Origin of the sequence: Sorangium sp. KYC3313 (assembly GCF_052075895.1) — a bacterium.
Lineage (GTDB): Bacteria > Myxococcota_A > Polyangia > Polyangiales > Polyangiaceae > Sorangium > Sorangium cellulosum_B.
In genome coordinates, this window is sequence record NZ_CP197255.1 from 3629103 (window position 1) to 3653352 (window position 24250).

Sequence of the window (24250 nt, forward strand, 5' to 3'; positions counted from 1 at the left end):
CCCGGGAGGGGCTCGGGCGGTGGAGGGCTAGCTCGTGGCCGTGTCGGGGCCGCTGCTGCGGGCGCTGGGCTCGCCTTCGGGCTCGGGGGCGGGGACGGGCGTGGAGGCCGGGCGGGCGGGCTCGAAGCCGCGCAGCGGCGGGAGCGGCTCGATCGCGGGGGCGATGATCGGGACGCCGCGCTGCGGCGGGATCGTGGCCGTCGGATCGGCGAGGCCCAGCGTCGACTCGCGGAAGTGGAGGAAGATCGTCTGCGCGAGCGAGAGGCAGGGCACCGCGAAGAGCGCGCCGGTGATCTGGAAGAAGTGCTCGCCGACGAGCAGCGCGAGCACCACGAGGACCGGGTGGATCTTCGCCGCGTCGCCGATGATCTTCGGGTTCAGGAAGTTCGCCTCGAGCTGGTGGATGCCCACGATCCACGCGAGCACGCCGACCGCCGTGCCGAACGACTGCGTGAGGCCGATGAGGACCGCGGGGATCGAGCTCAGGATCGAGCCGAAGATCGGGATCAGCGACATCACCGCCGCGAGGACGGAGAGGATCGGCCAGTACTTGAGGTCGAAGAGCCAGAAGCCGATCGCGGAGAGGACGCCGTTGACGAGGCAGATCAGGAGCTGCCCGCGGACGACGCCGGAGAGCCCCCGGTCGAGCCGGCGCAGGAACCGATCGAACGAGTCGCGCGAGGTCGGGTGCCAGAGCTCGCGGAAGAAGCGCAGGATCTTCTCGTGCGTCAGGATGATGTAGCCGGCGAGCATCAACGTCATGAAGAGGTTGAAGATGCCGCGCGAGATGGCCGTCGCGATGGCCTGCCCGATCCGGAGGACCGCGAGCGAGTTCTCCTTCAGGTAGGTGGCCCCCTTCTCGTAGCCCTCCTGGAGCATGTTCGCGCTGGAGAGCCCGCGGTGCCTCGGGCGCGCCTGCGTGATCTGCCAGACGCCGTCGCGCGTCTCGCGGACCTCGACGTCGTCGGCAATCTGCACGTCGAACGCGCCGTCCGGCCCGGGCAAGACGCGGATCGGCGGGCGCTCGACGCCCTCCTCGCCGCCAGGGGCCTCGATGGAGCCAGGCGCCCGCGCGCCCTGATCGGGCTCCTGGTCGGGCGCGAGCGCCGGCGGCGGCGCCTCGGGCTCGCGGCCCGACCAGCGGTTGAGCCGCGCGTCGAGCGCGGGCAGGTACTCCTGGCGCAGGCGCGCGGCGAGGCGCGGGGCCTCGGCGGTGAGCGCCTTCCCCTCGGCGATGAGGCGCGGGACGCTGAGGGCGAAGAAGCCCGCGATCCCGGAGAGCACGAGCGCGTAGACGACGAGGATCGCCGCCCACCGCGGGACGCGCGCGCGCTCGAGCCGGAGGACCGCCGGCGTGAGCACGTAGGCGACCACGAGCGCGAGCACGAACGGGAGCAGCACCGCGTGGGAGACGATGAGCAGCGCCGCCGTGAGGACGGCGCTGACCGTCAGGAACACGGTGCGCTGCGACGGGCCTTCGCTCACAGCGCCTCGCCGCGCGCGGCCCGGCCGTGGGGGCCCTCGTCGACGACCGACGCGGGGAGGTCGGCGAAGAAGCCGAGCAGGTGGTCCCGCGTCGCCTCGAGCGCCTGCGGGACGACGCGGGCGTCGGCGAGCACCGGCATGAAATTGGTGTCGCCTGGCCAGCGCGGGACGATGTGGACGTGCAGGTGCTCGGCGATGCCGGCGCCCGCCGCGGTGCCAAGGTTGATCCCGACGTTCATGCCCTCGCACTTGAGCGCGGCGCGCAGGCGGGTCGTCGACTCGCGCACGAGGCGGAAGAGGGCCTCGTGATCGGCTGGCTCGAGCGCGTCGAGCGAGGCGACGTGCGCGTGCGGGACGATGAGGAGGTGGCCCGACGCGAACGGGTAGCGGTTGAGCATGACGAACGCGCGGCGGGTCGTCGCCACGACCAGCCGGTCGCGCTGTTCTTGCTCGGATGCGCGGGGGATGCCGCAGAAGATGCAGTCGGCCTGGCCCTTCGGCGCAAGGATGTACTCGATGCGCCAGGGCGCCCACAGGGGGTTGCCCATGTCGCGGAGACGCTAGCACGGCGGCAACGCGCGCGGGACCACCGCTCGCTCGTCGGCACGCCGCGCTCGCAGTTGCCGCGCAGGCGCGCCTCGCGTTCCGCCGCGCCGCCGATGCGGGCTCAGAACTGGATCGGCGTGGCCGCGAGATCGAACCAGAGCGAGAGGCCAAGCCCGACGGAGGTGCCGAGCGCGTCCCAGACGACGTCGCGGACCGAGGGGGTGCCGTGCCCGGCGGCATCGTAGACCTCCTTCGCCAGCCCGGCGCCGAGCGCGACCGCGGCGCCGAGCGCGAGCCGCTGGCGGAGGTCGTCGGTCGCGAGCGCGCCGAGCGCATACCCGCCGCCGGCGAGGGCGATTGACGCGCAGAAATGGCGCATCTTGTCATCGCCGAACCACGGGTCGGCGGCGCGGAGCGGGGCGTAGGCGCGCCCGAGCGGCTGCGCCGGGGACCCCACCCAGGGAGCGGCCGAGGCGCGGGGGCCGCCGCCGCGGGCAACGGGAGCGGCCGTGATGCGGGGGCCGTCGGCGCGGGCAGCGGGAGCGGCCGCGGCGCGGGGGCCGTCGGCGCGGGCAGGAAGAGCGCTGAGCGCCAGGGCGGCGAGGACGGGCGCCCCGAGGGCGGGGCGCGCGAGGAGGCCTCTCATCGCGGCATCGTCCGCGGCCTCGCGGAAAAAGCAAGAGGCGAGGCCCTGGGGAGGGCCTCGCCTCTCGTCGACATCGGGTCCACACGGCGAGCCGAGGGCACCGGGGCGCCCTCGGCCCGCCGCACCTGAGGTGCGGCGGGTGAGCGCCTGGCGCGCGGCAGCGTCAGCGACGCCGCGCGCCGAGCCGCGTCACTTCAGGTCCAGCTTGGTGCCGAACTTCTCTTTGATGAGATCACCGATCGTCCCGGCCACCGGCTTGTCGTCGTCGTCCTTGCGCTTCTGCTGCTGCTGCCGGACCGGGGCGGGGCGCTCCATGCCGATGTTCTTCATCGTCAGGAAGAGCCGGCGATCGACCGTGTCGAGCGACGAGATCTCGGCCTTCACCTTGTCGCCGACCTTGAGCTTGCCTTCCTCGGGCTCCTGCACGTCGCCCTGGGAGATGAGCCCCTCGACGCCCTCGCGCAGCCGCACGAACACGCCGTAGTCGACGATGCTCACCACCTGGGCGTCGTCGAGGACGCGGCCGGGCGGGTACTCCGTCAGCATGCTCGGCCACGGGTCGTCCCAGAGCTGCTTGATGCCGAGGGAGACCTTCTTCTCGTCGTGGTTGATCGAGAGGATGATCGCCTCGACGTCATCGCCCTTGTGGTAGAGGTCGCTCGGGTTGTTGACGCGCACCGACCACGAGAGATCGCTCTTGTGGACCATGCCGTCGACGCCCTCCTCGATCCCGACGAAGACGCCGTAATCGGTGAGCGACCGGACCTTGCCCGCGATCTTGTCGCCGGGGTGGTACTTGTCCGTGAACAGCATCCACGGATCGGGCTCCAGCTGCTTGAGGCCGAGGCTGATGCGCTTCGCGCGCGCGTCCACCTCGAGCACCTGGCACTCGAGCTCCTGGCCCACCTCGAGCAGCTTCGACGGGTGCTTGACCTTCTTGGTCCAGCTCATCTCGCTGACGTGGATGAGGCCCTCGACGCCCGGCTCCAGCTCGACGAACGCGCCGTAGTCGGTGATCGACATGACCTTGCCGCGGACCTTCTTGCCCGCCGGGTACGCCTCCTCGGCGTGGTTCCAGGGGTCCTCCTGGGTCTGCTTGAGGCCCAGGGAGACGCGCTCGGTGTCGGCGTTGTACTTGAGGACCTTCACGAGGACCTCGTCGCCGACCTGGAACACCTCGCTCGGGTGGTTCACGCGGCCCCACGACATGTCCGTGATGTGCAGGAGGCCATCGATCCCGCCGAGGTCGACGAACGCGCCGTACTCGGTGATGTTCTTGATGGTCCCCTTGACGGTCATCCCTTCGGTCAACGTCTCGAGCGTCTTGGCCTTCATCTCGTCGCGCTCGCGCTCCAGGAGCACGCGCCGCGAGAGCACGATGTTGCCGCGCTTCTTGTTGAACTTGATGACCTTGAACTTGTAGGTCTGGCCGATCAGCTTGTCCAAGTTGCGGATCGGGCGGAGATCGACCTGAGAGCCCGGGAGGAAGGCCTTCACGCCGCCGCGGATGGTGACCGAGAGGCCGCCCTTCACGCGCTGGCTGATCGTGCCCTCGATGAGCTCGTCCGCCTCGCAGGCGTTCGAGATCTCATCCCAGACCTTCATCTTGTCGGCCTTCTCCTTCGACAAGGTCACGAGGCCGTCGTCGTTCTCGCGGCTCTCGATGTAGACGTCGACCTTGTCGCCCGCCTTGACGGCGCTCTGGCCCGCGGCGTCCGCGAACTCGCGGAGCGCGATCACGCCCTCGCTCTTGCCGCCGATGTCGACCACGACGGAGTCGCGGTTCACTGCGACCACGGTGCCGGAGATGATCTCTCCTTCACGCGCGAAATCGCCCCCTTCCACGCTCTGTTCGAAGAGCGCGGCAAAGCTCTCCATGCTCGCCCCGGACGAGCCTGCCTCCATATGGATGTTACTAGTCATGTTGTTCGTTCTTGTTTCCTTTCCTTCCCTGGGATTCGCCGCGCGGGCGCAGGCGTGGACCCTAGGTGCCACGCACGAGCGGCGGAGGGGCAGGCACACGCGTACCGATGCACCCGGGCCCCTCGGGAGAGGCGAGCCTGTAGTCTGAGGAGGGGCCTCTGTCAATGCAACGACCGAGCCACTGGAGGTTTTTGTGGGCCCGGTCCGTTTTGCTGGGAAGGATGTGCCCGCCCGCCCAAAGCAGCGCGATCTCAGGGCGCGCGCGCGTTGAGCGCGTCGCGCGCGGCGCGGGCGCGGTGTGCGAGCTCTGCGCAGGCGCGGTCGAGGCCCTCGTGGGGCCATTTCGTCCGGATCTCGACGAGCTCTCCCTGCGCGAGGGCCTGGGCTCCCTCGAGCGCGGCGCCCGCGCCGGCGATGTCGGGGAGCAGCGCGAGCGCGAGCTTGAGGCTGCCGAGGAACGCCTGGGCGTCCGGGGCGAGCGCCGCGGCGGCCTCACCCGCAGCGGGCGCGAGGCGCATCGAGAGCTCGGGCTCCGCGCCGAGGGCGAGCGCGCCCGAGGCGTGGTCGATGCGCCGGAACAGCGCTCCGGCCCGCGGCAGCACGCCGGAGACCGCGGCCGAGGCGCCGGACCACGCGGCGCTGGTGAGCGCGAAGGTGACGGCGCCCTGCTCGGGCAGATCGAGGCGCCGCCACTCGTCTGCGTCGGGCGACGCGGGCAGCGCGGCCTTCACGATCTCGACGTCCGTGCCGAGGACGAGCGTGCCGTCGTCGGCCTGGCCGAGCACGGCGCGCGGCCCGAGGAGGAGGAGCTCGCCCTCGCGGCGGACGCCGGTCCAGCCCTCGTCGCGGGCGACCTTCTCCATGCCGGCGACGAAGCGGCCCTTCGGGATGCGCCCGCCCGCGAGCGCGACCCAGCTCGTGGCGTCGGTCGACGCGACGACGATCTCGCGCAGATCCGTCGGCAGATCGAGGCCGGTGGCCGCCTCGATGCGCGCCTTCCGCGACGCGGTCTGGGGCGCGTCGTCGAGCAGCGGGAGGAAGTGCCGGCGCACGGGGCCGAAGAGCGCGAGGTCGGCGGTCTCGAGGCGGACCACGATGTTCGCGTCGCCCGGGATGTGCTGCCGGGCCGTCGGCACATAGCGCCAGAACAGGAGGTAGACGCCGAGCGCGGCGCCGGCGAGCAACGCGGCGAGCGCGATCGCCAGCACGAGGCACGCGGCCCCGCGGGGGCGGCCCGGGCGCCGCGGGGCGGCGGGGGCGCCCTCGCCGGGCGGCGCGGGGCGCGCCTCCGCGGGATCGCCCTCGGGCGCCGGCGCGGCGAGGTCGTCGGTCACGGTCGGTCGGATCGGTTCTTCGATCAGGGTGTCAGGCATCGGCTTAGCCGGGCGAGCGCCCGGACAGCAGGGCGAGCACGAGGGGCGCAGGGAAGAGCCAGCGGAGCCGCACGGTGCTCTCCACCTGCTCGATCGAGAGCTCCTTCATCAGATCTGCGTGACGACCCTCCTCGACGTTGTCGCGGAGCACCTCGAGGAACCGGCGGGCGCGCGCCGCGCCGGCCGCGTCGACGCCGACGAGCTCCACGTCGAGGCGCACCCCTTCGTCGTGGAGGGACGCCACGGCGCGGACGCGCGCGACGCCCGCGACGAGCGCGCCGATCGACGGGAAGCGCCGCGCGAGGTAGGGGGGGAGCCGGCGCGCGCGCAGGTCGGCGCTCACGAGCCCCTCGGCGGCCGGGTCGCCGCGGCGCGCGTCGGGGCCGTCGCGGAGGAGGCGCGCGACGCTGCTCACCTCGACCGCCGACACGAGCGCGACCGCGCGATCGCCGAGCGCGACGATCCGCGCCGTGTCGGCGCGCGATCCCGCGACGCCGCCGCGGCGGTCGAAGACGGCGACGCCGTCCTGCGCCGCCGGCGCCGGCTCCCAGCGGCCGGGATCGGGCGTGAGCCCGGCCATGCGGCCCTCGAGGACGACAACGCGATCGCCCTCCTCGAGATCGGCGAGCCGCAGGCCGAGCCAGACGACGTCGGCGCGCTGGAGCGCGCTCTCCAGCGCCTCGTCGGGCACCTCGTCGAGCGCGCGCCGGGCGAGCTCGTCCGAGGCCGCCTGGCCCAGGCCGTCGCGCATGCGGGCGACGTCGACGCGCACGACGAGATCGAGATCGGCCGGGAGCAGATCGGCCGGCTCGATGCGCCGGACGACGCGCGGGCCGGCCGGGCTCGCCGCGCGCGCGGGGTGGCCGCCGCCCGCGAGCCGCGGCGCGGCGTCCCCGCAGGCCGGGAGCCCGAGCGCCATCAGGGCGGCGGCGGCGGCGGCGGCGCGGACCTCAGCCGCCGCGCGCACGGAGCTCCACGAGGGTCGCCATCTCGTCGATGATCTCCTGCGGGCTCCTGTGCCCCGAGTCGACGAGGATCGCGTCGTCGGCCTTGCGGAGCGGCGCGACGGCGCGCTCGCTGTCGGCCTTGTCGCGGCGGAGCACGTCGGAGAGCGTCGCCTCGAAGCTGACGGGCATGCCGCGCGCGACGAGCTCATCGTACCGCCGCTTCGCGCGGATCTCGGCCGGCGCCGTGAGGAAGAACTTCACCTCGGCGTCCGGGAACACCACGGTGCCGATGTCGCGCCCCTCGAGCACCACGCCGCCGCCCGCGCCGGCCTGCCGCTGCATCGCGAGCAGCGCCTTGCGCACGGCGGGGATGGCCGAGACCCGGCTCGCCCCGAGGCTGATCTCGGGCGCGCGGATCGCGCTGGAGACGTCCTCGCCGTCGAGCAGCACGCGCATGCCGCTGCCCCCCAGGCTCGACTGGGCCGGGGCGTTCGCGGGCGGGGGGGCGGAGGAGTCGGGCGGCAGGCCGTGCGGGCTCCGCTCCAGCGCGATGCGCCCGCCGCGCGCGAGATCCTCGGCGAGCGCGCCGATCTCGCCCTCCGCTTCCCACGTGAGGCTCGCGCGGCGGGCCGCGAGCGCGACGGCGCGGTAGATCGCGCCGGTGTCGACGAGCAGGTAGCCGAGCCGCTCGGCGAGCCCTCGCGCGACCGTGCCCTTGCCGGCGCCGGCCGGCCCGTCGATCGCGACGCGCAGCCGCCGGGGCTCGCCCCGGGCCGGGAGGTGGTGCGCGTCGTCCTGTCGTTGTCGTTCGGTCACCTGCGCTCCTCCTCCTCTCTCTTCCTCACCGGATCGCCTCACCGATCGCGCGCTCACGCGGCGCGGGCGCCCTCGACCTCGATGCGCGCGCCCAGGGCGCGCAGCGTCCCGACGAAGAGGGGAAAGCTGGTCGCGATGCAGCCCGCGTCGCGGACGCGCGTGGGCCCGCTCGCGGCGAGCCCGAGCACGGCGGCCGTCATCGCGATGCGGTGATCGCCGCGGCTGTCGACGTCGGCCGCGTCGAGCGGCCGGTCGGGCCTGCCCTCGACGAGCAGCCCGTCGGTGCGCTCCTCGCAGCGAAGGCCGAAGGCGCCGAGCACGGACGCCATGGCCGCGATGCGGTCGGTCTCCTGCGCGCGCAGCTCCCGCGCGTCGAACACCTCGGTGAGGCCGCGCGCCCGCGCGCCGAGGCCGAGCAGGATCGGCAGCTCGTCCATGGCGCGCGACGCGAGCTCTCCGCCCGCGCGCCCGGCGCGGAGGCCGCCGCCGGAGGCGGCGGACGCGACGTGGACGTCGCCGGTGGGCTCGCCGAGGGCCTCGCCCTTGATCTCGACGGCGACGCTGCCGTCCATGTCATCCATGTCGCGCAGCACCTCGAGCAGCCCGGTGCGCGTCGGGTTGAGGCCCACGCGCCGCGCGGTCACGCGGCTCCCCGGCACGATCTGCGCGGCGGCGATGAGGAACGCGGCCGCGGAGAGGTCGCCGGGCACGTCGAGCTCGAACGCCGGGAGCGCGCCGGAGAAGCGGGCCGCGTCGAGGCAGACCATCGCGCCGACCGAGTCGATCGGCACGCCGAGCGCGGTGAGCATGCGCTCGGTGTGATCGCGCGAGACGAGCGGCTCGCGCACGAACGTGGGGCCGTCGGCGTAGAGGCCGGAGAGGAGGAGGGCGCTCTTCACCTGGTCGCACGGGACGGGGAGCTCGTGCTCGATCGACGAGAGCACGTGCGGCTCGGGGAGCGGCCCGACGTCGAGCGGCGCCGTGATCTCGCCGATCTTGCGCGGATCGAGCTGCCCCTCGATGCGCCCGCCGCGGAGCCGGAGCGGCTTCGCGACGCGATCCATGGGGCGGCGCGAGAGCGACGGGTCGCCGACGAGCCGCGCCGCGAAGCGCTGGGCGACGAGGATGCCCGCGAGCAGGCGCATCGTGGTGCCGGAGTTGCCGCAGTCGATGGGGCCGCCGGGGGCGCGGAGGCCGGAGAGCCCGGCGCCGTGGACGACGAGGTCGCCCGGCGACGGCTCCTCGACGAGGACGCCCATGGCGCGCAGCGCGCCCACGGTCGAGAGGACGTCGCCGCCGAGCGTCCCGCCCCGGATGCGGCTCTGCCCGGTGGCGAGCGCGGCGAGGAGGAGCGCCCGGTGGGCGATGCTCTTGTCCGCAGGGACCGGCACGCTCCCGATGAGCGGCCGCTCCGCCGGGTGGACGATGAGGTCGGGCACGGGTTGCCGTGTAGCAGAACGGCGGCCGCAGGCACAGCGGGCGGGGCGTCGAGGGCGCCGCGCGCGGGGCGGGACCGCGCGGGCGCCTCGATGTTAGGGTCGCCGCGTCGCAGCGGGGATCGACGGGAGGCGGAGGCGGTATGGACGAGGCAGTGGACGTGGCGGCGCGCGTGGCCGCTCGGCTCGGCGCGATCCGGGGCGTGGTGGCGGTCGTGCTGGGCGGATCGCGCGCTCGCGGCGCGGGCCACCCGGACTCGGACGTCGATCTGGGCATCTATTACGAGCCCGAGAGCCCGCCCGACCTCGCTGCGCTGCGCGCGCTCGCGCGGGAGCTCTGCGCGGGTGGGGCCGAGGGCGACGTGGCGTCGCTCGCGCGGGAGCTCCACGCGAGCGCCGTCGAGGACGTCGTCACGCCGCCCGGCGCCTGGGGGCCCTGGATCAACGGCGGCGCGTGGCTGGAGATCGAGGGGCACCGGGTCGACTGGCTCTACCGGGATCTCGCGCGTGTGCGGCGCGTGATCGGGGAGTGCCGGGCGGGGCAGGTGACGTGCGACTACCAGCCCGGTCACCCGCACGGCTTCCTCAGCGCCAACTACCTGGCCGATATCCACGACTGCCGGCCGCTCTACGATCCGGAGGGCGCGCTGGCCCCGCTGAAGGCGCTCGTGACGCCTTATCCCCCGGCCCTGCGGAGGGCGCTCCTCGAGAGGTTCCTGTGGGAGGCCGGCTTCGCCATCGACACCGCGAGGAAGGCCGGGCGGCGCGGCGACGTGTTCTACGTGAGCGGCTGCCTGTTCCGCGCCGCGGCCTGCCTGGTGCAGGCGCTGTTCGCGATGAACGAGCGCTACCTCTCGAACGAGAAGGGCGCCCTGCCGAGGACGCGGTCGCTCTCGCTGTGTCCCGAGGGCTTCGCCGACAGGGTGAACGCGGTGCTCGCCGCGCCCGGCGAGGGCGGGGAGGCGCTGCTCGCGAGCCTCGGGCGCATGGAGGCGATCGCGCGCGAGGTGCGCGAGCTGTGCCGCCGCGACGGGCCGAGCTGCTAGCATCCGCCGCGACGATCGCGGAGGGCGCCGCGGGGGCGGGCCCGGCGGCGGCGGCGCATCGAGCGAGGACGAGGAGCCATGGAGTCGATCAAGCTGGAGCACGGTCCGTCGGAGGAGCAGCTGGCGAAGCTCGGGGCGCGCGGCTGGCCCATCTGGACGAAGGAGGTGTCGACCTTCTCGTGGCACTACGACGAGCGGGAGATCTGCTACCTGCTCGAGGGCGACGTGATCGTGACGCCCGCGGAGGGCGGCGGCGCGCCGGTGCGGATCCGGGCGGGGGATCTGGTGACGTTCCCCGCGGGGCTGAGCTGCACCTGGGAGGTGCGCTCGCCGGTGCGGAAGCACTACCGGTTCGGCTGAGCGGGGGGCAGCGCCTCGGGGCAAAGCGACTGTCGGCCATCGCCGCGCGGCGGCGCTTCGGGGCGCGGACTCGCGGGAGCTGTTCGCGCTGCGCCTCCACCTTCTCGATCTCGAGCGCGGCCGCGACCCAGGCGTCCACCACCTGCGCGAGCGGCCCCTCGGGCGTCTTCAGCTTCTTGAGCAGCTTCTCCGACGCGTCGTCGAGCCGCGACGGGAGCAGCTTGGCGTCGCCCGCCTGGTCGCCGTAGCTGCGCGAGATCGCCTTGAGCCCCGCCGGCGCGAGCCGGTCGCGCAGATCGAGGACCGTCGCCGCGAACGCGGGATCGTCGCTCATCTCGGCGAGCGCGCCGAGGTAGTTGTACGCCCCGCGGAGCTTGCGATCGTGCGTGGCGTCGAGCGCGATGGCCTTCTCCACGAGCGCCTTCGCCTGCTGCTGAAGGCTGGAGCCGAGCCGCTGCGTGGTGAGGATCCGCCCGTGCGCCTCGTTGACCGCGGGCAGGAGCGGCGCGAGCAGCGGCAGCGACGTGAGGACCCTCCGATCCTGCTCCGGATCGAGCCAGGGGCCCGAGATGTTGACCATCGCTTGCGGGGTGAGATTGCGATAACCCATGAGATACCCTCCTTGGTCAGGGGCGTCCCGAATCTCGGTCCGGGTTGGCTGGATGCAGCGTCCCGCGCGCTCAGGCAGCCGTCGCGATCTTGCTCCGTGGTCGGAGGACCGCTGGTTGCGCTCGGCCCGCTTCGGGGAGCCCGGATGGGCTGCCAGGGCATGTGCTCAGCTCCTGAGAGAGGCCCTCTTCTTCCAAGAGAGGCCCTCTTTCTCACCAGAGGCGCGCTCCGTGCCGGTGCACCCCGACCGCCCAGGAGTGCGATTTGGTGAGAATTTTTGGCCGCGATTTGCAATGCGTTGGCGAGAGCAAATTCGGTCTGTGGGGGATTCAAAGCGCAGGCAGACCTATGTTAGTGCACGTCTGCCCGAGGGATGGACGCCGCTCCGGCCGAGGCTGGGCTGAAAAGGCGGTACCGCGCCGGATTGGGCCGGCGCGGCATCGGGTCCCTGTTGTAGGGCCGAGGTGCGCTTTGCTGCGTTCTGCGCTGGTCATCTGTTGGTCGCACGTCGCGGCCGTCGCGATGTTCCTCCTCGCGCTCGAGCCAGCGTTCGCCGCGCAGCCGCCGCCTCGGTCGCCGCGTGTGACAGCTTTGATCAAGGAGGCAGAGGCCGCCCTGGAGCGGCTCGACATCGCGCGCGCTCGCGACCTGTGGGCGCAGATCTACGATATCGAGCGATCCACGGTGGGGATCTGCCAGCTGGGGCAGCTCGACCGCCGACTCGGGCGCTGGGTGGACGCCGTGGTGGAGCTCACGCGGTGTGTGCAGGACATGCGCCCGCCGGCCACGCCCAGGGAGCGGCGGCTCCACGAGACGCGGCATGCGGATCTGGCGGTGGCGCGGCTCGAGGTGGCGCAGCTCCACGTGTTCGCGCCCGCCGGGGCGGCGCCCGTGCTCGTGGACGGGCGCCTCGTGGACGAGAGCGGTCAGGTCTACGTGGCGCCTGGGCAGCATGAGATCACGACGATGTTGCCGGATGGCCGCAAGGTACGCTCCACGGTGCACGTCACCGCGAGAGAATCGCGCGTCGTCCTCCTGAGCGCCGAACCGGCGAACGTGCGCTCGGTCGCTCCGTTGAGGGCGACGCCTGCAGGCGCGCCGGCGCAGCCGGAACCCGGTCCGGCGCCGTGGCTTCTTTATACGGGCTCCGCGGCGTCGGGCGCGTTCCTGGTCTCAGGAATCGTGCTGCACATCGTGGCATCGATCGAGGACACCGCCTTGAGGGACGAGATGTGCAAGCCCCACTCGGACATCCAGGCTGCGGGCGTGTTTCGAAGAGAGCAGCAGTCCGTCGAGGTAAAGCAGCACCTCAGCACGGCAGCGCTTGTTGCCGGGACCGCGCTCGGTGCCGCGACACTCGCGGTTGCGGTGCTGCCGGATGGCACTCAGATCCGCGCGCGTAGGGCTGGCGCGGAGGTGCGGTTCTCGTGGTAGAGCCTGGTACCGTCTGGGAAGGTCACCGGATCCTCGGTGAGGTTCACGATGGCATGGTCAGCACGTTCCTCGCCCGGCAAGTAGGCGATGAGGGAGCGACGGTCTGGTTGCACGTTCGTGAGGGCCAGGCCTTGGACAGGAAGGCCTTCACGTCCGAGTTGAAGCGGCTGCAGGATATCTCGCGAGCGGTGCCGCAGATCGAGCCCGTTCTCTACGGCGACGCAAGCGGCCTATCTGCCTGGGTCGCGTGCCGGCGGAGCGACGGTATCGGCATCAAGGACGCAATCTCCGGGGCCGATCTCGGGGCGACCGCGCTGCGGATGGTGATCGAGATCGCTCGAGCGATCGAGCGCTGCCACGCGCTGGGCTGGTGCCATGGGGCGCTGAGTCCGGAGCGCGTGTTCATCACGTCGCAGCGCGACTACTGCATCCGCCAGTTCGGCCTGGTCCGGTTGTTCCGGATCGAGCCGCACGAAGCCGCACGAGAGCCGCTGGTGGCGCCGGAGCTGCTGAGCGGCGAACGTGTCGGCCCACGGGCAGATGTCTATGGCCTTGGAGCCCTGCTGTACGAGCTCGTGTGCCGTCGCTCGCTGGACGTCGGCCAGACGGGTGAGCTTGGGGCGCGACGTATCGCCCCGGTCATCCCGAACGACACCCCGCGCGCTGTCGCCGCCGCGATCGAGATGGCCCTGGCCGAGGATCCGCGTCGCAGATACAGGAACGTCAACCACTTCATCACCGTGCTCGAAGACCTCGTGGACGCATGGCCTACGTTGGATCAGGCACCGAGCCGCCGTGATGACCGGGCTTCGAGCGCTGGCGCAGCGCCGTCAACGCTGCGCAGCTCGCACCTGGAAGGGGCACCGTCGCCAGCATCCGTGATGGACGGCCCGGATACTCGACCATCCGAGGTCGCGCCCGGGGCTGTGCCATCGGGGGTTGCGCCGTCGAACGAGGACGAGCCTCCGCTGCCGCAGGTTCCCCCGCTCGATGTGTCCTCGTGGCCGGCCTCCACTCCGGAGGAGCCGGTTTTGCAGCCGCCACCGTCGTTGATCTGGCAACCGGACCGAGAGATCCTGGCCGCTCGGCGCAGGCCTTCCGGAGCGACGCCCCGGCCATTCCCCCTACGCATCACTGCTTCGCTTGCTGCGTTGGCTGCGATAGGCGCCGGGGTGCTCTGCATGACCCAGCCGGCTCGGGTCATGCTCCGCGCGGAGAAGCATGCAGCGACCCTGGTGGAGACGATCTCGCCGCCACGAAAGGTGCAGCCCTCGACGCGAACGCTGGGCTCGGCGCCGACCGCATTGAGGGAAGCGGACAACCGGCCGCGCACCGCGCTTCCGCGGAAAATAAGCGTGGCGACAAGAGCCGAGCTGCGCCGGGCGTACTGCGAGGCCGGCGATGTGAGCTGTGGTCCTGCGATGTACTAGGAGGGCTTCTGTCGATGCGATGTGTTCTTCTGCTCATCGGCGCTGCGGCCGCGGTAGGTTGTGTCCCCGACCGCGACTGCCCTGGCACAGGGCCCCACGAGGGCGATCGTGCCGTGTGGCTCTGGAAGGGCACGCAGAACGAGGTGCAAGACTGTGCGGAAGAGACGGAGGTCCTTTGGGATGGCTGGCGGGAAGATACCTCCACCTCACCCGAGTCGCCGTCGTTCGCACGTGCTTGCGCGGGCGTCGTTCGCGATGACCTCCCGGACGGGTACACCCTTTGCGTGATCCCGACCGAGGACGAGGAGATCTGCTACGAGGGATACGAGGATCGCGCGATGTATGTCGAGGAGAATGGAGAAGAGCACGTGATGTGCTGCACGCCTGCCGGGCACCCGCCGACGGTGATCCCTCTAAGCTTCGGCGAATGCACGACATGAGCGAGCCGATGGCAAATTCCCTCGCACGTGCGATCTCTCCGCTGTTCTGGGTTGTCGTGTGGAGCGCGGGTGGAGGGTGCCTCGCTCAAGCCGAGCCCGAGGTCTCGGGCAAGGCGGTTGTGACGCGCGCCGGCGAAGAGCTGGTGATCGACACCGGCGGTAATGGAACGAAACTTGTAGGCCTGGACGACGATCCGGCAGGCCTGTGCGTCGTGCGGAACTCGGGTGGCCTCAGCGTGGTGGTGGAAAAGGGGGATGACGCCGGGCTCTCGTTTATCAACGTCATGGACGGGGGCGGCCTGCCTCATGTATCCGCGACGATCGACGGAGATCTCTACCAGGGTCCGTGTGAGATTATCGTCCAGGAGCAGCCAACCGACCCGTACGAGGCCGACGTGTCGGCGGGGCCGTGTGACATCATCCGGCTCTTCGACGGTGCGAAGGCGCGCGTGGAGACGGCGGTCTTTCACGTCTCAGACTGCAGCGGAGCCGACTAGGCGGACGGGCTCTCCTGGGGCGATCGCGCCCTCTCCGGCGGACCATCGTCGGCCTGCGCCTTCCTTCGAGCGGCGCGGACCGCCGCCAGCCAGTGCGCCCGGTCGGGGTCGCTGTCCCATGGGGGGGCCTCCTGGTAGAGCGTGTCCCAATATTCCCATACGGCCGCCTCGGTCGTCGCGAGCTCGCTCTCGCCTTCGGGCGCCTCCTCGACGCGGTCCACGAAAGAACGCCATGGTTCCGAGGCGACGTGGCTCAGGCTCGGCCACGGCCGAGCAGGCTCCCCACCGAAGCGTCCATCGCTGCTCCGGAGATAGCCTTCGTAGGCGCTTTGCGCGAGGGCGTTTCGCCGGGGACTGTTGACCGACATCGTGCACGCGTTGCGGAACGCTGCGGCCCAGATGTGGTCCTCCTCCGGCACATCGTCTCTCCATGCGGTCGCATACAGCGTGCGCAGTTCCTCATCGCGCGCCGTAAGCTCCTCTCGATTCGCCGGAAACGGCAGCGCCTTGATTGCGCGCTCGCGCGCGGCGCTCGGTCCGGGGAACTCAGGATATCCAGGTCCCCCCAGTAACGGGGTGACGTCAGCATCGGCGGGATGGGCCGCGTCAACGTCCTCGGCTTTCCGCGGCGGCCGATCCGAAATCCCCTACGAAAGGCGCGGAGCGCCTCGGCCCGGATCTCCACGGCCGTATCGTCGGACGTCAGCGTTCGCCAGAAATAGGTCCTGTGGAGGCGAGACGTGGAGTCAATCGGAGCGAGCTCGCTTGTGCCCTCGTGATCGTTCTTGAAGGCCTCGAGCATGAAAAAGAATGCGCTCTGGACGGCTTCCAGCAGCATCGGCCAAGGTGGGGCTGGGTGTCCGTCGAGGCGTCCGTGGCGGCTCGGGAGAGCGCCTGCGTTTCTTCGGCCGACGCCCAGGGGGCGCGAATTATCAATCCACCGCCTGAACTTCTTGCGGTGCCGCTCTGCCCATATGCGATCCTCCTCCAGCAAGTCGTCTCGCCACGCTTCGGCGCAATGCCTGCCCAGATTCTCGAGGTCCCAGTTCCATGACTTGGGGTCTTTAGTTTTAAAGAGGCCGTGTCCGAAGACTGCTTCGCGCAGTTGAACCCCTCCCGGAGGGAAGTTCGACCACCACTTCACGGCCAATCTCCGGATTGGCCGCCCGTCCGATCGAATGGCATTGCCGCGATCCGGTCTCTCAGCTCGTCGCGGTCGCTGGGATCCACGGTGGAACAGCCGCAGGCAAACACGACGAGCAGAACGCCGCGCCGATGGTTCATCGGTTTTCCCCTGATTCACCGATCCACGTACCCGCAGACGGTGGCCGACCTTACCAGCGGTCGCCGCCGCCGGTCAAGCCGCGGCGGACCACCTGGAGGACGGTGACCGGCGCCCAAGCGGCGCCACTGGCCGGGGCTTCGCCTTTGAAGAAGTGGCAGTGACGGTGCCGAACGATTTGCCGAACATCGCCGGGTCGAGGAGGCCCGCCCGAACCGCCCTTCACCAGCAGCGCAGAGTTGCGCCGCTCCTTCGAGCGCGGCTCCGCGAACGCTCGCGCCGCTCGACCCGGGTTGAGAGGGCACCACGCACTCGGCGCCGTCCACCGCGGAACTCCGGCTCCCTCCGCCTCGGGTCTCGACTAAAATACGACCTCATAGGCATTTTTCATCCACCGGCCTCTGGCGATATCGTCCCAGGCGTACGTATCGGGTTTGGGGCGGTGGCGGTGCTCTGGCGCGGGGGTGTAGCGCGGTCCTCTCTCGCGCCCGTGCGAGCTCGCTCAGGAACAGCGGCGCCCGACAGGTACGCATCGGCAAGCACGGCGCGGGGACTGGGCGCGCGGATGGCTTGATGCTCACCGCTCTCCATGGAATCCTGCGCACATGAAGCTGCGCCTAAAGGCCATGGCGGCCGCTGCGGTCACCGTGATCGCCCTCGGCTGCTCGATCATGGCAGGGGCAATGCGGCCATGAATCTCAAGATCCTGCACGAGGAGCAGGTGCCGGGCGTGACGAATGTCGAGTGCAGGTTCGTTTGGGATTTCCGCTACGAGCCGGAGAAAGTGCCGTCCAACCTGACGAACCCCAGATCGATCACAGTCGACGAGCTGATCGACTGGCTGATCTCGCTCCCGGCGCCACCTCCGGGATTTGCTGCCCCTCAGCTCGTCCCGCTCCTCTGCCCGCTCGGCGCTGGACCAGGCTGGGGGTGCCCACCTCGGCCAACGGACCTTCCGGGCGAGCAACCCACCGACCCGACGGGCGGTGAACCAGGGGATCATCCATGAAGCTCAAAACGTCGCGCGTGCGGTACCTCATGCGGCGCATCGATGTTGAGGCGGGCACGGCGAGTTGCCTATTTTCGCCCCAGGATATTTGGGGTCGGAACATGGACCTCGAGACGCTGGGCAGGCTGTGCGCCGAAGCGTGGCACGACGACCTGCCCGAGGCGGACCGCGCATGGGCCGAGGCGCATCGCGAGAAATTCGGGAGGTGGGTCGACGATTCGCGGCCCGAGGCCATCCGCCCGAGGGGGGACGCGGGCTCTCCCCAGAGCCTCCCGGGCAGGTTCGGCAAGGAGCCCGCTCCGCCGTGGCCGATGCTGCTCGAAGCCGTCAAGAGCGCGTTTTTTACCTTCGTCGTGGACTTCGGGCAGACGGTCGAGGGCGAGGGCGAGGGCGCGACGGGCGAGCCGGCCGCGCGCCTCCACCGAACGTCCGTCTGGCGGGCGCTGACGGTCGACGACGCCCCCGAGGTGGACCGGCCCTCGGCGCTCCGCGCCTTCCGGAGGGGGTTTTGGCGTGGGCGCCGCGGGCTCCCGAGCTCCATGACGAGGCCCATCCCCCAGAGGCTGGAGGCTGCGCGGTTCTGGCCGATGCGTACGCTGCCCCATCTCCCCGGACCGAGCGCGGCGCGCAACCGAGCCCTCTGGGACGCGTCGATTCACTGCACGGATACCAAGGAGTACCGGGCGCTCCAGCAGGAGTTGCGCGATCTCTATGCGAGCGCCTGGCAAGACGACGTGCCGGAGGAGGACCGCGAATGGGCCGAGTCCTACCGCCACTCCTGCGTGAACGAGGTCAACCGTCGCCGGCGAGACGCCGTGGCCCAGAGCGCGTACGAGGGCTATCTCCAGAGCAGCGACGGGCTCTTCGACGGAGAGCCCGCAAGGCCGTGGCCGAACCTGAGAGGCTACGACTCGGACCCATGGCGTGCTCTCGTGGATGCCGTCGAGGACGCGCCCGAAGGCGAGAGCGAGCTCGCGACGGCCGAGGCGGCAGCGCGCGAATTCTGGGACTCGCTCTACCGGGAGGCCCCGCCGTGGGACAGCGACCCGGCCAAGGTGCACTGGCTCGCGGCGGTCCGCGCCGCGCGACGAAAGGGGCTGTCCGGCGATGGTCCGCCGGACGGGGGGGCGTAGCGCTCACGGACTCCCATTCGCCTTTGGCACGGAACTGCCGCTCCCTCCGCCCCGGGTCTCGACTAAAATAGGACCCCATGCGCTTTTTTCATCGCTCCGGTGGGATCGTTTTCTCCATGAAGAGCGCTCGCGCGCTCGCGCGCGCCGCCGGGGTGCTCGGCGCCGTGCTCTGCGCGGCGTGCGCTGCAGACCCCGAAGCCCCGCCGCCCGAGATCTCGGTCGGCACGGTCGACGGCACGGACGCTGTGCTCGCCCTCGTGCGCGGCGCGGGCACGGTCACGCTCTACGTCTGCGGCGGCGTGAGCAGCTACGCGACCATGACCCGGTGGTTCGAGGGAACCGAGGACCCGAGCGGCGCGTTCTCGCTCGAGAGCGACGGGTGGATGGCCACCGCCGATCCGGGCGGCGAAGCCGGCCGGCTGCGCACGCCGGAGGGCGCGGAGCTCGCCTTTCGCGCGCGCCCCGCGGCGCTCGACCGCATCGAGGGCCTCTACGTGGCGGTCGACGGCGGCTGCCGCACCGGCGCCGTCGTCTTCACGCCCGACGACGCCGAGGCGCCCGCGCTCCAGGGCACCTGGTGCGGCGCCGGCGATCTCTATGCCCAGGTGACGCCGATCCGCCCGCTGTCGGTGCTCGATCGGCGCGGGATCGAGGTGCAGGTCGAGCTCAGCGGCGCACGGAAGAAGCTGCTCGTGACCCCGCTCGTGCGACCCTGAGCCACGCCTCCGCCGTCCCGCCGCATCCCCGCCGTCCGCCCGCTCCGGCCCGGCGCCCGTCCTCGGCGGCGCAGAGCGCGTCGGCGATGGCGCAGGACGCTCGGCAGTCTGCCGCGACGGCGGTGCTCGCACCGGAGTCCTGCGAGGAGGAGGCCGTCAACCCGATCCTCGTGATCAACCCGATCCTCGTGATCGACACGCCGCCCGTGGGGTCATGGACCTGGTGAATCCTCCCTGGGCGCGCGGCGCGCGACCTCGTCGAGGATCTCGTCGGCGAGGAGCGACTCGCACGCGGGAAACAAGTCCCGCTCTTCGAAGCGCACGTGCTCGGCGAGCTCTGCTCCGAACGCCCGAGCGGCGTTCGCGTCACCCGCCGACGCCGACGTGGCCGCGCGTCGCAGGCGGGCGTGGTCGCGTTCGACGCGTTCGCAGAGGTCGAGCCGGCCCGCGGCGCGCAGCGCGGGCAGGAGGACCTGCTCCTCCGCGAGGAAGTGAGGCTCGAGCTCCCGATCGAACTGCTCGCGGAGGCGCGCGCCTTCCGACGTCGACCAGGCGTCGATCCGCCGCTCGACGGCGCGGGCCAGGACGAGGGCGTGGTGATGCTCCGACGACAGACCGCGGAGCCGCCGATCGCGCTTCACGCCGACCCCGGCCCCTGCGGCGCGCCGCCGTCGTCGTCCCAGCACGTGAGCTCCACGGTGATCGCCGCGACCTCGGACGGCGGCCTCGAGGGCGCGGCCCTGCTCGCCGCCGCGGCTGCCGCACCTGGCGAGGGCGCGGCCCTGCTCGCCGCCGCGGCTGCCGCACCTGGCGAGGCCAGCAACGCCTTCATGATGCTGCCGAGACGAGGCCCATTCTCCGGCGTGTCGGGTTGGCCGTCGGCCCATACGGCGCGCGCGCCGCTGCCCCGGAGCTCCTCCTCGAACGCGCGAACCGCCTCGTGCAGGCGCGCGATCGCTGCTCGCGGCGCGAGCGACGCGAGGTACGGAGTCGGACACTCGTAGCTGACGATTCCGGAGCAGGGCCCGTATTCGTCGACGAAGCGCTGGCTCTGCTCGATGGCGTCGAGCGGGACCGCGTAGGTCTCCGGGCACGCGGGGCACGACACCTCGAGCGACAGGTGGTGGGTGAACTGGGTCGAGAGCATGAGCGCCTCCTTTCACGAGATGCTGATCACGAGAGTTGCAGGAGACGTGCCATCAGCTCGCGCTGTACTCGCGCAGCTTGCGCCAGAGCGTGTTGCGCCCGACCCCCAGCACGCGCGCGGCCTCCGCCTGGGAGCCGCCACAGGCATCGAGGACGCGGAGGATGTGCTCTCGCTCGACCTCCGCGAGCGACCGAAGCGCATACGGTGCGCGAGGTGCAGGCGGCGGCGTGAGCAGCTCCTCCGGGAGGTCCTCGGCGTCGATCCTCGCGCCGGTCGCGAGCGCCGCGCCGTGCTTCACGGCGTTCTGCAGCTCGCGCACGTTGCCCGGCCAGGGGTGGCGAAGGAGCACGGCTTGCGCGGCGTCGGTGAAGCCATGCGCCCTGGTGCGCTCCTCGCCCAGCATGCGGCGCGCGAGCGGGAGGATGTCGTCTCGCCGCTCCCGGAGGGGCGGAACCTGCACGGAGAGGACCTTGAGGCGATAATAGAGATCTTCGCGGAACGTCCCCCCTCGCACGCGCTGCAGGAGATCTCGGTGCGTCGCGCAGACGATGCGGACGTCGGTCTCGAAGGCCTGGTTCTCGCCGACACGCCGGATCTCGCCGTCCTGCAGGGCGCGCAGCAGCTTGGCCTGCAGCGGCAGGGGCAGCTCGGCCACCTCGTCGAGGAAGAGCGTCCCCTTGCTCGCCGCCTCGAACAGCCCGCGCCGATTCTGCGTGGCGCCGGTGAAGGCTCCCTTGCCGTGCCCGAAGAGCTCGGACTCGAGGAGCTCGGCCGGCAAGGCCGCCACGTTCACCGGAACGAAGGGGCCGGACGCGCGCGGCGAGTTCGCGTGCAGCATCCGCGCGACGACCTCCTTGCCGGTGCCCGTCTCGCCCAGGACAGCGACCGGCGCCTCGCTCCTCGCGAAGCGCGCCACGCGTCGAAAGACGGCCTGCATCGCGGCGCTGCGGGCGACCACATCGGTCGCACCGGACAGGCGCGGCGCGAGCGGGATCAGGCCGCAAACCTCGCAGCTCTGGCGCGGGTGTTCCATGCGTTCCATTTTGGAACGCGACCGGAGAGGAGGCAAGCCCGCCAGCGATTTCGGGGGGCGAAATCGGGTGGATCCGCGCGCGATGGATCTCCGGCACGCGCCCTGCTTACGCGGACGACAGGAGGTCCACCGTGCTGAACCCAACGCGATCGGTCGCCAACATCGTTCTTGATCACTCCGAGTGCGCCCAGGTCTTCCAGCAGCACCGCATCGACTTTTGCTGCCGCGGAGAGCTCAGCCTCGAGCAAGCCGCCAAGGAGCGCGGAGTCGAGCTCTCCGCGCTCCTGGGGCAGCTCGAGCGAGCCATCGCGGAGCGGCGAGGCGGCGCGCCGGGCGCGGTGCGCGAGGTCCCGACGCCCGCGCTCATCGACCACATCGTGGGCAAGCACCACGCGTACCTGCGAAAGGCGCTGCCCTTCGTGCGGCCGCTCGCGGCGAAGGTCGCGCGGGTTCACGGGGAGCACAACCCGAAGCTGCGCGCCCTCGACGGCGCTGTGGGCGAGCTCTCGGAGGCCCTGCTCCTGCACCTCGACGACGAGGAGGCGACCCTGTTTCCGGCGCTCCGCTCGGCGGGCGCACACGTCGACCCGGAGACGACGCGCGCCCTCGCGGCGATGCGCGACGAGCACCTCGCGGTGGCGAAGCTCCTCGAGACCATCCGGGATGCGAGCGACGATTTTGCGCTCCCCGACTGGGCCTGTGGCAGCTATCGCGCGCTGTTCGGGGAGCTTCAGGCGATCGAGCAGGACATCTTTCAGCACGTTCACCTCGAGAACCACGTCCTCGCGCCGCGCTTCGGTTCGTGAGCGGGAGCGCCGCGATGCGGTGAAGCGGCGGCGCTGGGGTGGTCGAGCGCGTCGCGGCCCGCCGCGCGCCGCGCTCTTGCAGGGGACCACGCCGCTCGCGAAGGGCGTCGCGGTCGAGGAGCTCGAGGTCCTCGGCAAGGCCCTGCGGGCGAGCGCGGCCGGCCGCGACGCGCTCGCCAAGCGCGGCGACCCGCAGGCGGTGCTCGACGCGCTCGCCGCCCTGGAGGGCGACGTCGGCAAGGCCGCGCGCGCTCACCTCGACCTCGTGCGCTTCCGCACCACCTGCTCCACGCCCCCGCGCGCCGCGCCACCAGGGCCGTCAACACCCTCCTCGCCGCGACTTCACCCGGACACGTCGCGCGTCGCACGGACAGGGGCGGCGTTCACCCGGACACGTCGCGCGTCGCACGGACACTTTCGAAGCGGTGCACGAGCGGTCCTCCGCCGTGGGCGTGCCCGCCATGTCCTCCGTGGTGGCCGGCGTTGCCGCCGTGAGCGCCGGCATGAGCGGCTGGGCCGGCGCCGTGCTGCCCGTGCGCGGGGGCCTGGGCAGGGGAGGCGGCGTCGGGCGTGGCGCTGCAACTGCTGAGGAGCGCGGTGAGGGCGGCGCAGGAGGCGGCGGGGCGAAGGCGGCGGTGCATCCGCGCTCCCTGCCACGAACCGCGGGCCGGAGTCCCCTGCGGGGCGCTGTCGCGCAAGTTGCGCAAGCTCGCGCCTATTTGAGCAAGCCCCTGCCCGATCCGGACCGCCCGGGGACCGCGGAAAGGCGTGAACCCCGCAAAAGCCGCGTGGCCCGACTCCTGCCAAGGGAACTATGCCCTCCGCAACACGGCGACGGACCCCGATGGCGCGTCGCTGAGGCGTCCTCGGCACGGCGATCGCCGCGTCGAGCAACGCGTCGATCCTTCGCTTCGACGCTGCGCATGTCGCCGCCGCGGAGGAAGGTGCTCGTGCATTGCAACCGCCTCGCCGGGAGCGGCGAGGCCCCATGGAGAGACATCATGAACGTTCAGCGTCGTATCCACAATCATCGATTCGCCTCTGCGCTCTGGCTCGCGCTCTCGATGGCCCCGTTCGCCGCGGGCTGTCAGGTGGAGATGGCCGACGAGGCCGTCGAGCCGATCGCCTCCGAGGCGCAGGAGGCGAGGGCAGGCGGCACCATCTCGGTGGCCCTCTGCGGCGGCTTCCTAGGGCTCACGTGCAAGCCCGGCTTCTTCTGTGATTACGAGATCAAGGCCATGTGTGGCGCGGGCGATCAGTGGGGCGCCTGCACGCCCATCCCGAAGATGTGCACGAAGGAGTACGACCCTGTTTGCGGCTGCGACGGCAAGACGTACGGCAACGAGTGCGCCGCGAACGCGGCGGGCGTGTCGGTGGCGTCGCTCGGCGAGTGCGGGGCTCCCGAGGAGCAGGCGTGCGGCGGCATCGCCGGCCTCGCGTGCGAGCGCGGGTTCTTCTGCGACTACGGCCCGGAGGCCCAGTGCGGCGCGGGCGATCAGACGGGCACCTGCGAGCGCATCCCGGAGGCGTGCCTGGACGTGTACGACCCGGTCTGCGGCTGCGACGGGAAGACGTATGGCAACGCCTGTTATGCGAACGCGGCGGGCGTGTCGGTGGCGTCGTCCGGCGAGTGCGGGGCTCCCGAGGCGCAGGCGTGCGGCGGCATCGCCGGACTCGTGTGCGAGCGCGGGTTCTTCTGCGACTACAGCCCGGAGGCCCAGTGCGGCGCGGGCGATCAGATGGGCACGTGCGAGCCCACCCCGCGGGCCTGCCTCCAGGTGTACGACCCTGTCTGCGGCTGCGACGGCAGGACGTACAGCAACGCCTGCACCGCGAACGCGGCGGGGGTGTCGGTGGCGTCGCGCGGCGCTTGCGACGCGCGCCAGTGAAGCGCGGCGCTTGCGACGCGCGCCAGTGAAGCGCGGCGCTTTACGGCGCCATCGCCGTCCGGATACCCAAGCACGCGAAGAAGGAGCTCGAAGCCTACCTCGATTGCGGGCTGCTCTGCCGCGGCTTCGCGCGGCTTCGGTGCGATGGCTGCGACGAGAGCCGTCTGGTCGCGTTCAGCTGTAAAGGACGTGGATTCTGCCCGTCGTGCCTCGGCCGGCGCATGTGCGCCACGGCGGCGAACCCCAT

Annotated in this window: 24 protein-coding genes and 1 pseudogene; 13 read left to right on the forward strand and 12 right to left on the reverse strand. The window is 71.6% G+C overall.

Annotated features, from left to right (window positions below; translation table 11 throughout):
- Nucleotides 1–27: 27 nt before the first annotated feature.
- The 8 genes from ACSRUE_RS14150 to aroA all read right to left on the reverse strand — a co-directional run bounded on the left by ACSRUE_RS14150 (nt 28) and on the right by aroA (nt 9175).
- Nucleotides 28–1485, reverse strand: a complete 1458-nt coding sequence (locus tag ACSRUE_RS14150; RefSeq protein WP_441291442.1) for an AI-2E family transporter — start codon at nt 1483–1485, stop codon at nt 28–30.
- Nucleotides 1482–2033: an HIT family protein gene (locus ACSRUE_RS14155; RefSeq protein WP_441291443.1), complete on the reverse strand. Its 552-nt coding sequence runs from the start codon at nt 2031–2033 to the stop codon at nt 1482–1484. Before ACSRUE_RS14155 ends, ACSRUE_RS14150 begins: the two co-directional genes overlap by 4 nt.
- Before the next feature lie 119 nt (nt 2034–2152).
- Nucleotides 2153–2677 (reverse strand): hypothetical protein, encoded by a 525-nt coding sequence (locus tag ACSRUE_RS14160; protein ID WP_441291444.1) that lies wholly within the window; start codon nt 2675–2677, stop codon nt 2153–2155.
- 189 nt (nt 2678–2866) lie between these two features.
- The gene (locus tag ACSRUE_RS14165) at nt 2867–4600 is read right to left on the reverse strand and encodes a 30S ribosomal protein S1 (RefSeq protein ID WP_441291445.1); all 1734 of its coding nucleotides are present in this window, start codon (nt 4598–4600) and stop codon (nt 2867–2869) included.
- Nucleotides 4601–4851: 251 nt separating this feature from the next.
- Nucleotides 4852–5973, reverse strand: coding sequence for a hypothetical protein (locus tag ACSRUE_RS14170; RefSeq protein WP_441291446.1), 1122 nt, complete (start codon nt 5971–5973; stop codon nt 4852–4854).
- 4 nt (nt 5974–5977) lie between these two features.
- Nucleotides 5978–6940, reverse strand: a complete 963-nt coding sequence (locus ACSRUE_RS14175; protein WP_441291447.1) for a hypothetical protein — start codon at nt 6938–6940, stop codon at nt 5978–5980.
- Nucleotides 6924–7736, reverse strand: a complete 813-nt coding sequence (gene cmk, locus ACSRUE_RS14180; protein ID WP_441291448.1) for a (d)CMP kinase — start codon at nt 7734–7736, stop codon at nt 6924–6926. Before cmk ends, ACSRUE_RS14175 begins: the two co-directional genes overlap by 17 nt.
- 53 nt (nt 7737–7789) lie before the next feature.
- Entirely contained in the window at nt 7790–9175 is a 1386-nt protein-coding gene (aroA, locus tag ACSRUE_RS14185) for a 3-phosphoshikimate 1-carboxyvinyltransferase (protein ID WP_441291449.1), read from the reverse strand.
- Nucleotides 9176–9315: 140 nt separating this feature from the next.
- On the opposite strand from aroA, the gene ACSRUE_RS14190 reads away from it, so the two are divergent.
- From ACSRUE_RS14190 to ACSRUE_RS14215, 6 genes are all read left to right on the forward strand, one after another.
- Complete coding sequence (locus ACSRUE_RS14190; RefSeq protein WP_441291450.1) at nt 9316–10218, forward strand: nucleotidyltransferase domain-containing protein; 903 nt, start codon at nt 9316–9318, stop codon at nt 10216–10218.
- Between the two features lie 78 nt (nt 10219–10296).
- Complete coding sequence (locus ACSRUE_RS14195) at nt 10297–10578, forward strand: cupin domain-containing protein (RefSeq protein WP_441291451.1); 282 nt, start codon at nt 10297–10299, stop codon at nt 10576–10578.
- Between the two features lie 1191 nt (nt 10579–11769).
- Nucleotides 11770–12621, forward strand: a complete 852-nt coding sequence (locus ACSRUE_RS14200; protein ID WP_441291452.1) for a hypothetical protein — start codon at nt 11770–11772, stop codon at nt 12619–12621.
- Nucleotides 12622–12674: 53 nt separating this feature from the next.
- Nucleotides 12675–14051: a serine/threonine protein kinase gene (locus tag ACSRUE_RS14205; RefSeq protein WP_441291453.1), complete on the forward strand. Its 1377-nt coding sequence runs from the start codon at nt 12675–12677 to the stop codon at nt 14049–14051.
- A gap of 14 nt (nt 14052–14065) precedes the next feature.
- Nucleotides 14066–14491: a hypothetical protein gene (locus tag ACSRUE_RS14210; protein WP_441291454.1), complete on the forward strand. Its 426-nt coding sequence runs from the start codon at nt 14066–14068 to the stop codon at nt 14489–14491.
- A complete protein-coding gene (locus ACSRUE_RS14215) occupies nt 14488–14988 on the forward strand; it encodes a hypothetical protein (protein WP_441291455.1) in 501 nt (166 codons plus the stop codon). Before ACSRUE_RS14210 ends, ACSRUE_RS14215 begins: the two co-directional genes overlap by 4 nt.
- Here the strand turns inward: ACSRUE_RS14215 and ACSRUE_RS14220 are convergent.
- Nucleotides 14985–15209 (reverse strand): hypothetical protein, encoded by a 225-nt coding sequence (locus tag ACSRUE_RS14220; protein WP_441291456.1) that lies wholly within the window; start codon nt 15207–15209, stop codon nt 14985–14987. The genes ACSRUE_RS14215 and ACSRUE_RS14220 overlap by 4 nt on opposite strands.
- Before the next feature lie 1752 nt (nt 15210–16961).
- Between ACSRUE_RS14220 and ACSRUE_RS14225 the strand changes: the two genes are divergently transcribed.
- The 4 genes from ACSRUE_RS14225 (at nt 16962) to ACSRUE_RS14240 (ending at nt 19355) form a co-directional block, all read left to right on the forward strand.
- Nucleotides 16962–17279 carry a hypothetical protein gene (locus ACSRUE_RS14225; protein WP_441291457.1) on the forward strand — a complete coding sequence of 106 codons (318 nt, stop codon included), beginning with the start codon at nt 16962–16964 and terminating at the stop codon, nt 17277–17279.
- A gap of 101 nt (nt 17280–17380) precedes the next feature.
- The gene (locus tag ACSRUE_RS14230; protein ID WP_441291458.1) at nt 17381–18412 is read left to right on the forward strand and encodes a hypothetical protein; all 1032 of its coding nucleotides are present in this window, start codon (nt 17381–17383) and stop codon (nt 18410–18412) included.
- A gap of 116 nt (nt 18413–18528) precedes the next feature.
- A complete protein-coding gene (locus ACSRUE_RS14235) occupies nt 18529–19128 on the forward strand; it encodes a hypothetical protein (RefSeq protein WP_441291459.1) in 600 nt (199 codons plus the stop codon).
- A gap of 86 nt (nt 19129–19214) precedes the next feature.
- Nucleotides 19215–19355, forward strand: a complete 141-nt coding sequence (locus ACSRUE_RS14240; protein ID WP_441291460.1) for a hypothetical protein — start codon at nt 19215–19217, stop codon at nt 19353–19355.
- On the opposite strand, the gene ACSRUE_RS14245 is transcribed toward ACSRUE_RS14240, so the two are convergent.
- Genes ACSRUE_RS14245 through ACSRUE_RS14255 form a run of 3 tightly spaced genes read right to left on the reverse strand, consistent with a single transcriptional unit; the run spans nt 19341 to nt 21308 of the window.
- Nucleotides 19341–19769: a hemerythrin domain-containing protein gene (locus ACSRUE_RS14245; RefSeq protein ID WP_437990536.1), complete on the reverse strand. Its 429-nt coding sequence runs from the start codon at nt 19767–19769 to the stop codon at nt 19341–19343. The two genes, ACSRUE_RS14240 and ACSRUE_RS14245, sit on opposite strands and share 15 nt — an antisense overlap.
- Nucleotides 19766–20275 (reverse strand): hypothetical protein, encoded by a 510-nt coding sequence (locus ACSRUE_RS14250; protein ID WP_441291461.1) that lies wholly within the window; start codon nt 20273–20275, stop codon nt 19766–19768. Before ACSRUE_RS14250 ends, ACSRUE_RS14245 begins: the two co-directional genes overlap by 4 nt.
- A 52-nt stretch (nt 20276–20327) precedes the next feature.
- On the reverse strand, nt 20328–21308 hold the full coding sequence (locus ACSRUE_RS14255; protein ID WP_441291462.1) for a sigma-54 interaction domain-containing protein: 981 nt from the start codon (nt 21306–21308) through the stop codon (nt 20328–20330).
- A 131-nt stretch (nt 21309–21439) separates the two neighbouring features.
- Here ACSRUE_RS14255 and ric point away from each other — a divergent pair, with 131 nt between their 5' ends.
- The 3 genes and pseudogenes from ric to ACSRUE_RS14270 all read left to right on the forward strand — a co-directional run.
- Nucleotides 21440–22114, forward strand: a complete 675-nt coding sequence (gene ric / locus ACSRUE_RS14260; RefSeq protein WP_044969819.1) for an iron-sulfur cluster repair di-iron protein — start codon at nt 21440–21442, stop codon at nt 22112–22114.
- A 1001-nt stretch (nt 22115–23115) separates the two neighbouring features.
- A complete protein-coding gene (locus ACSRUE_RS14265) occupies nt 23116–24003 on the forward strand; it encodes a Kazal-type serine protease inhibitor family protein (protein ID WP_441291463.1) in 888 nt (295 codons plus the stop codon).
- Nucleotides 24004–24101: 98 nt separating this feature from the next.
- A pseudogene (locus ACSRUE_RS14270) lies at nt 24102–24242 on the forward strand (transposase zinc-binding domain-containing protein); the annotation flags it as partial.
- Nucleotides 24243–24250: the final 8 nt, after the last annotated feature.

Coding starts and splice junctions, on each gene's coding strand:
- ACSRUE_RS14250 (WP_441291461.1), bottom strand. CDS start 20,275: ATGCTCTCGACCCAGTTCACCCACCACCTGTCGCTCGAGGTGTCGTGC.
- ACSRUE_RS14235 (WP_441291459.1), top strand. CDS start 18,529: ATGAAGAGCGCTCGCGCGCTCGCGCGCGCCGCCGGGGTGCTCGGCGCC.
- ACSRUE_RS14205 (WP_441291453.1), top strand. CDS start 12,675: ATGGTCAGCACGTTCCTCGCCCGGCAAGTAGGCGATGAGGGAGCGACG.
- ACSRUE_RS14190 (WP_441291450.1), top strand. CDS start 9,316: ATGGACGAGGCAGTGGACGTGGCGGCGCGCGTGGCCGCTCGGCTCGGC.
- ACSRUE_RS14195 (WP_441291451.1), top strand. CDS start 10,297: ATGGAGTCGATCAAGCTGGAGCACGGTCCGTCGGAGGAGCAGCTGGCG.
- ACSRUE_RS14160 (WP_441291444.1), bottom strand. CDS start 2,677: ATGAGAGGCCTCCTCGCGCGCCCCGCCCTCGGGGCGCCCGTCCTCGCC.
- ACSRUE_RS14165 (WP_441291445.1), bottom strand. CDS start 4,600: ATGACTAGTAACATCCATATGGAGGCAGGCTCGTCCGGGGCGAGCATG.
- ACSRUE_RS14210 (WP_441291454.1), top strand. CDS start 14,066: ATGCGATGTGTTCTTCTGCTCATCGGCGCTGCGGCCGCGGTAGGTTGT.
- ACSRUE_RS14255 (WP_441291462.1), bottom strand. CDS start 21,308: ATGGAACACCCGCGCCAGAGCTGCGAGGTTTGCGGCCTGATCCCGCTC.
- ACSRUE_RS14265 (WP_441291463.1), top strand. CDS start 23,116: ATGAACGTTCAGCGTCGTATCCACAATCATCGATTCGCCTCTGCGCTC.
- ACSRUE_RS14230 (WP_441291458.1), top strand. CDS start 17,381: ATGGACCTCGAGACGCTGGGCAGGCTGTGCGCCGAAGCGTGGCACGAC.
- ACSRUE_RS14170 (WP_441291446.1), bottom strand. CDS start 5,973: ATGCCTGACACCCTGATCGAAGAACCGATCCGACCGACCGTGACCGAC.
- ACSRUE_RS14240 (WP_441291460.1), top strand. CDS start 19,215: ATGGCGCAGGACGCTCGGCAGTCTGCCGCGACGGCGGTGCTCGCACCG.
- ACSRUE_RS14155 (WP_441291443.1), bottom strand. CDS start 2,033: ATGGGCAACCCCCTGTGGGCGCCCTGGCGCATCGAGTACATCCTTGCG.
- ACSRUE_RS14215 (WP_441291455.1), top strand. CDS start 14,488: ATGAGCGAGCCGATGGCAAATTCCCTCGCACGTGCGATCTCTCCGCTG.
- ACSRUE_RS14225 (WP_441291457.1), top strand. CDS start 16,962: ATGAATCTCAAGATCCTGCACGAGGAGCAGGTGCCGGGCGTGACGAAT.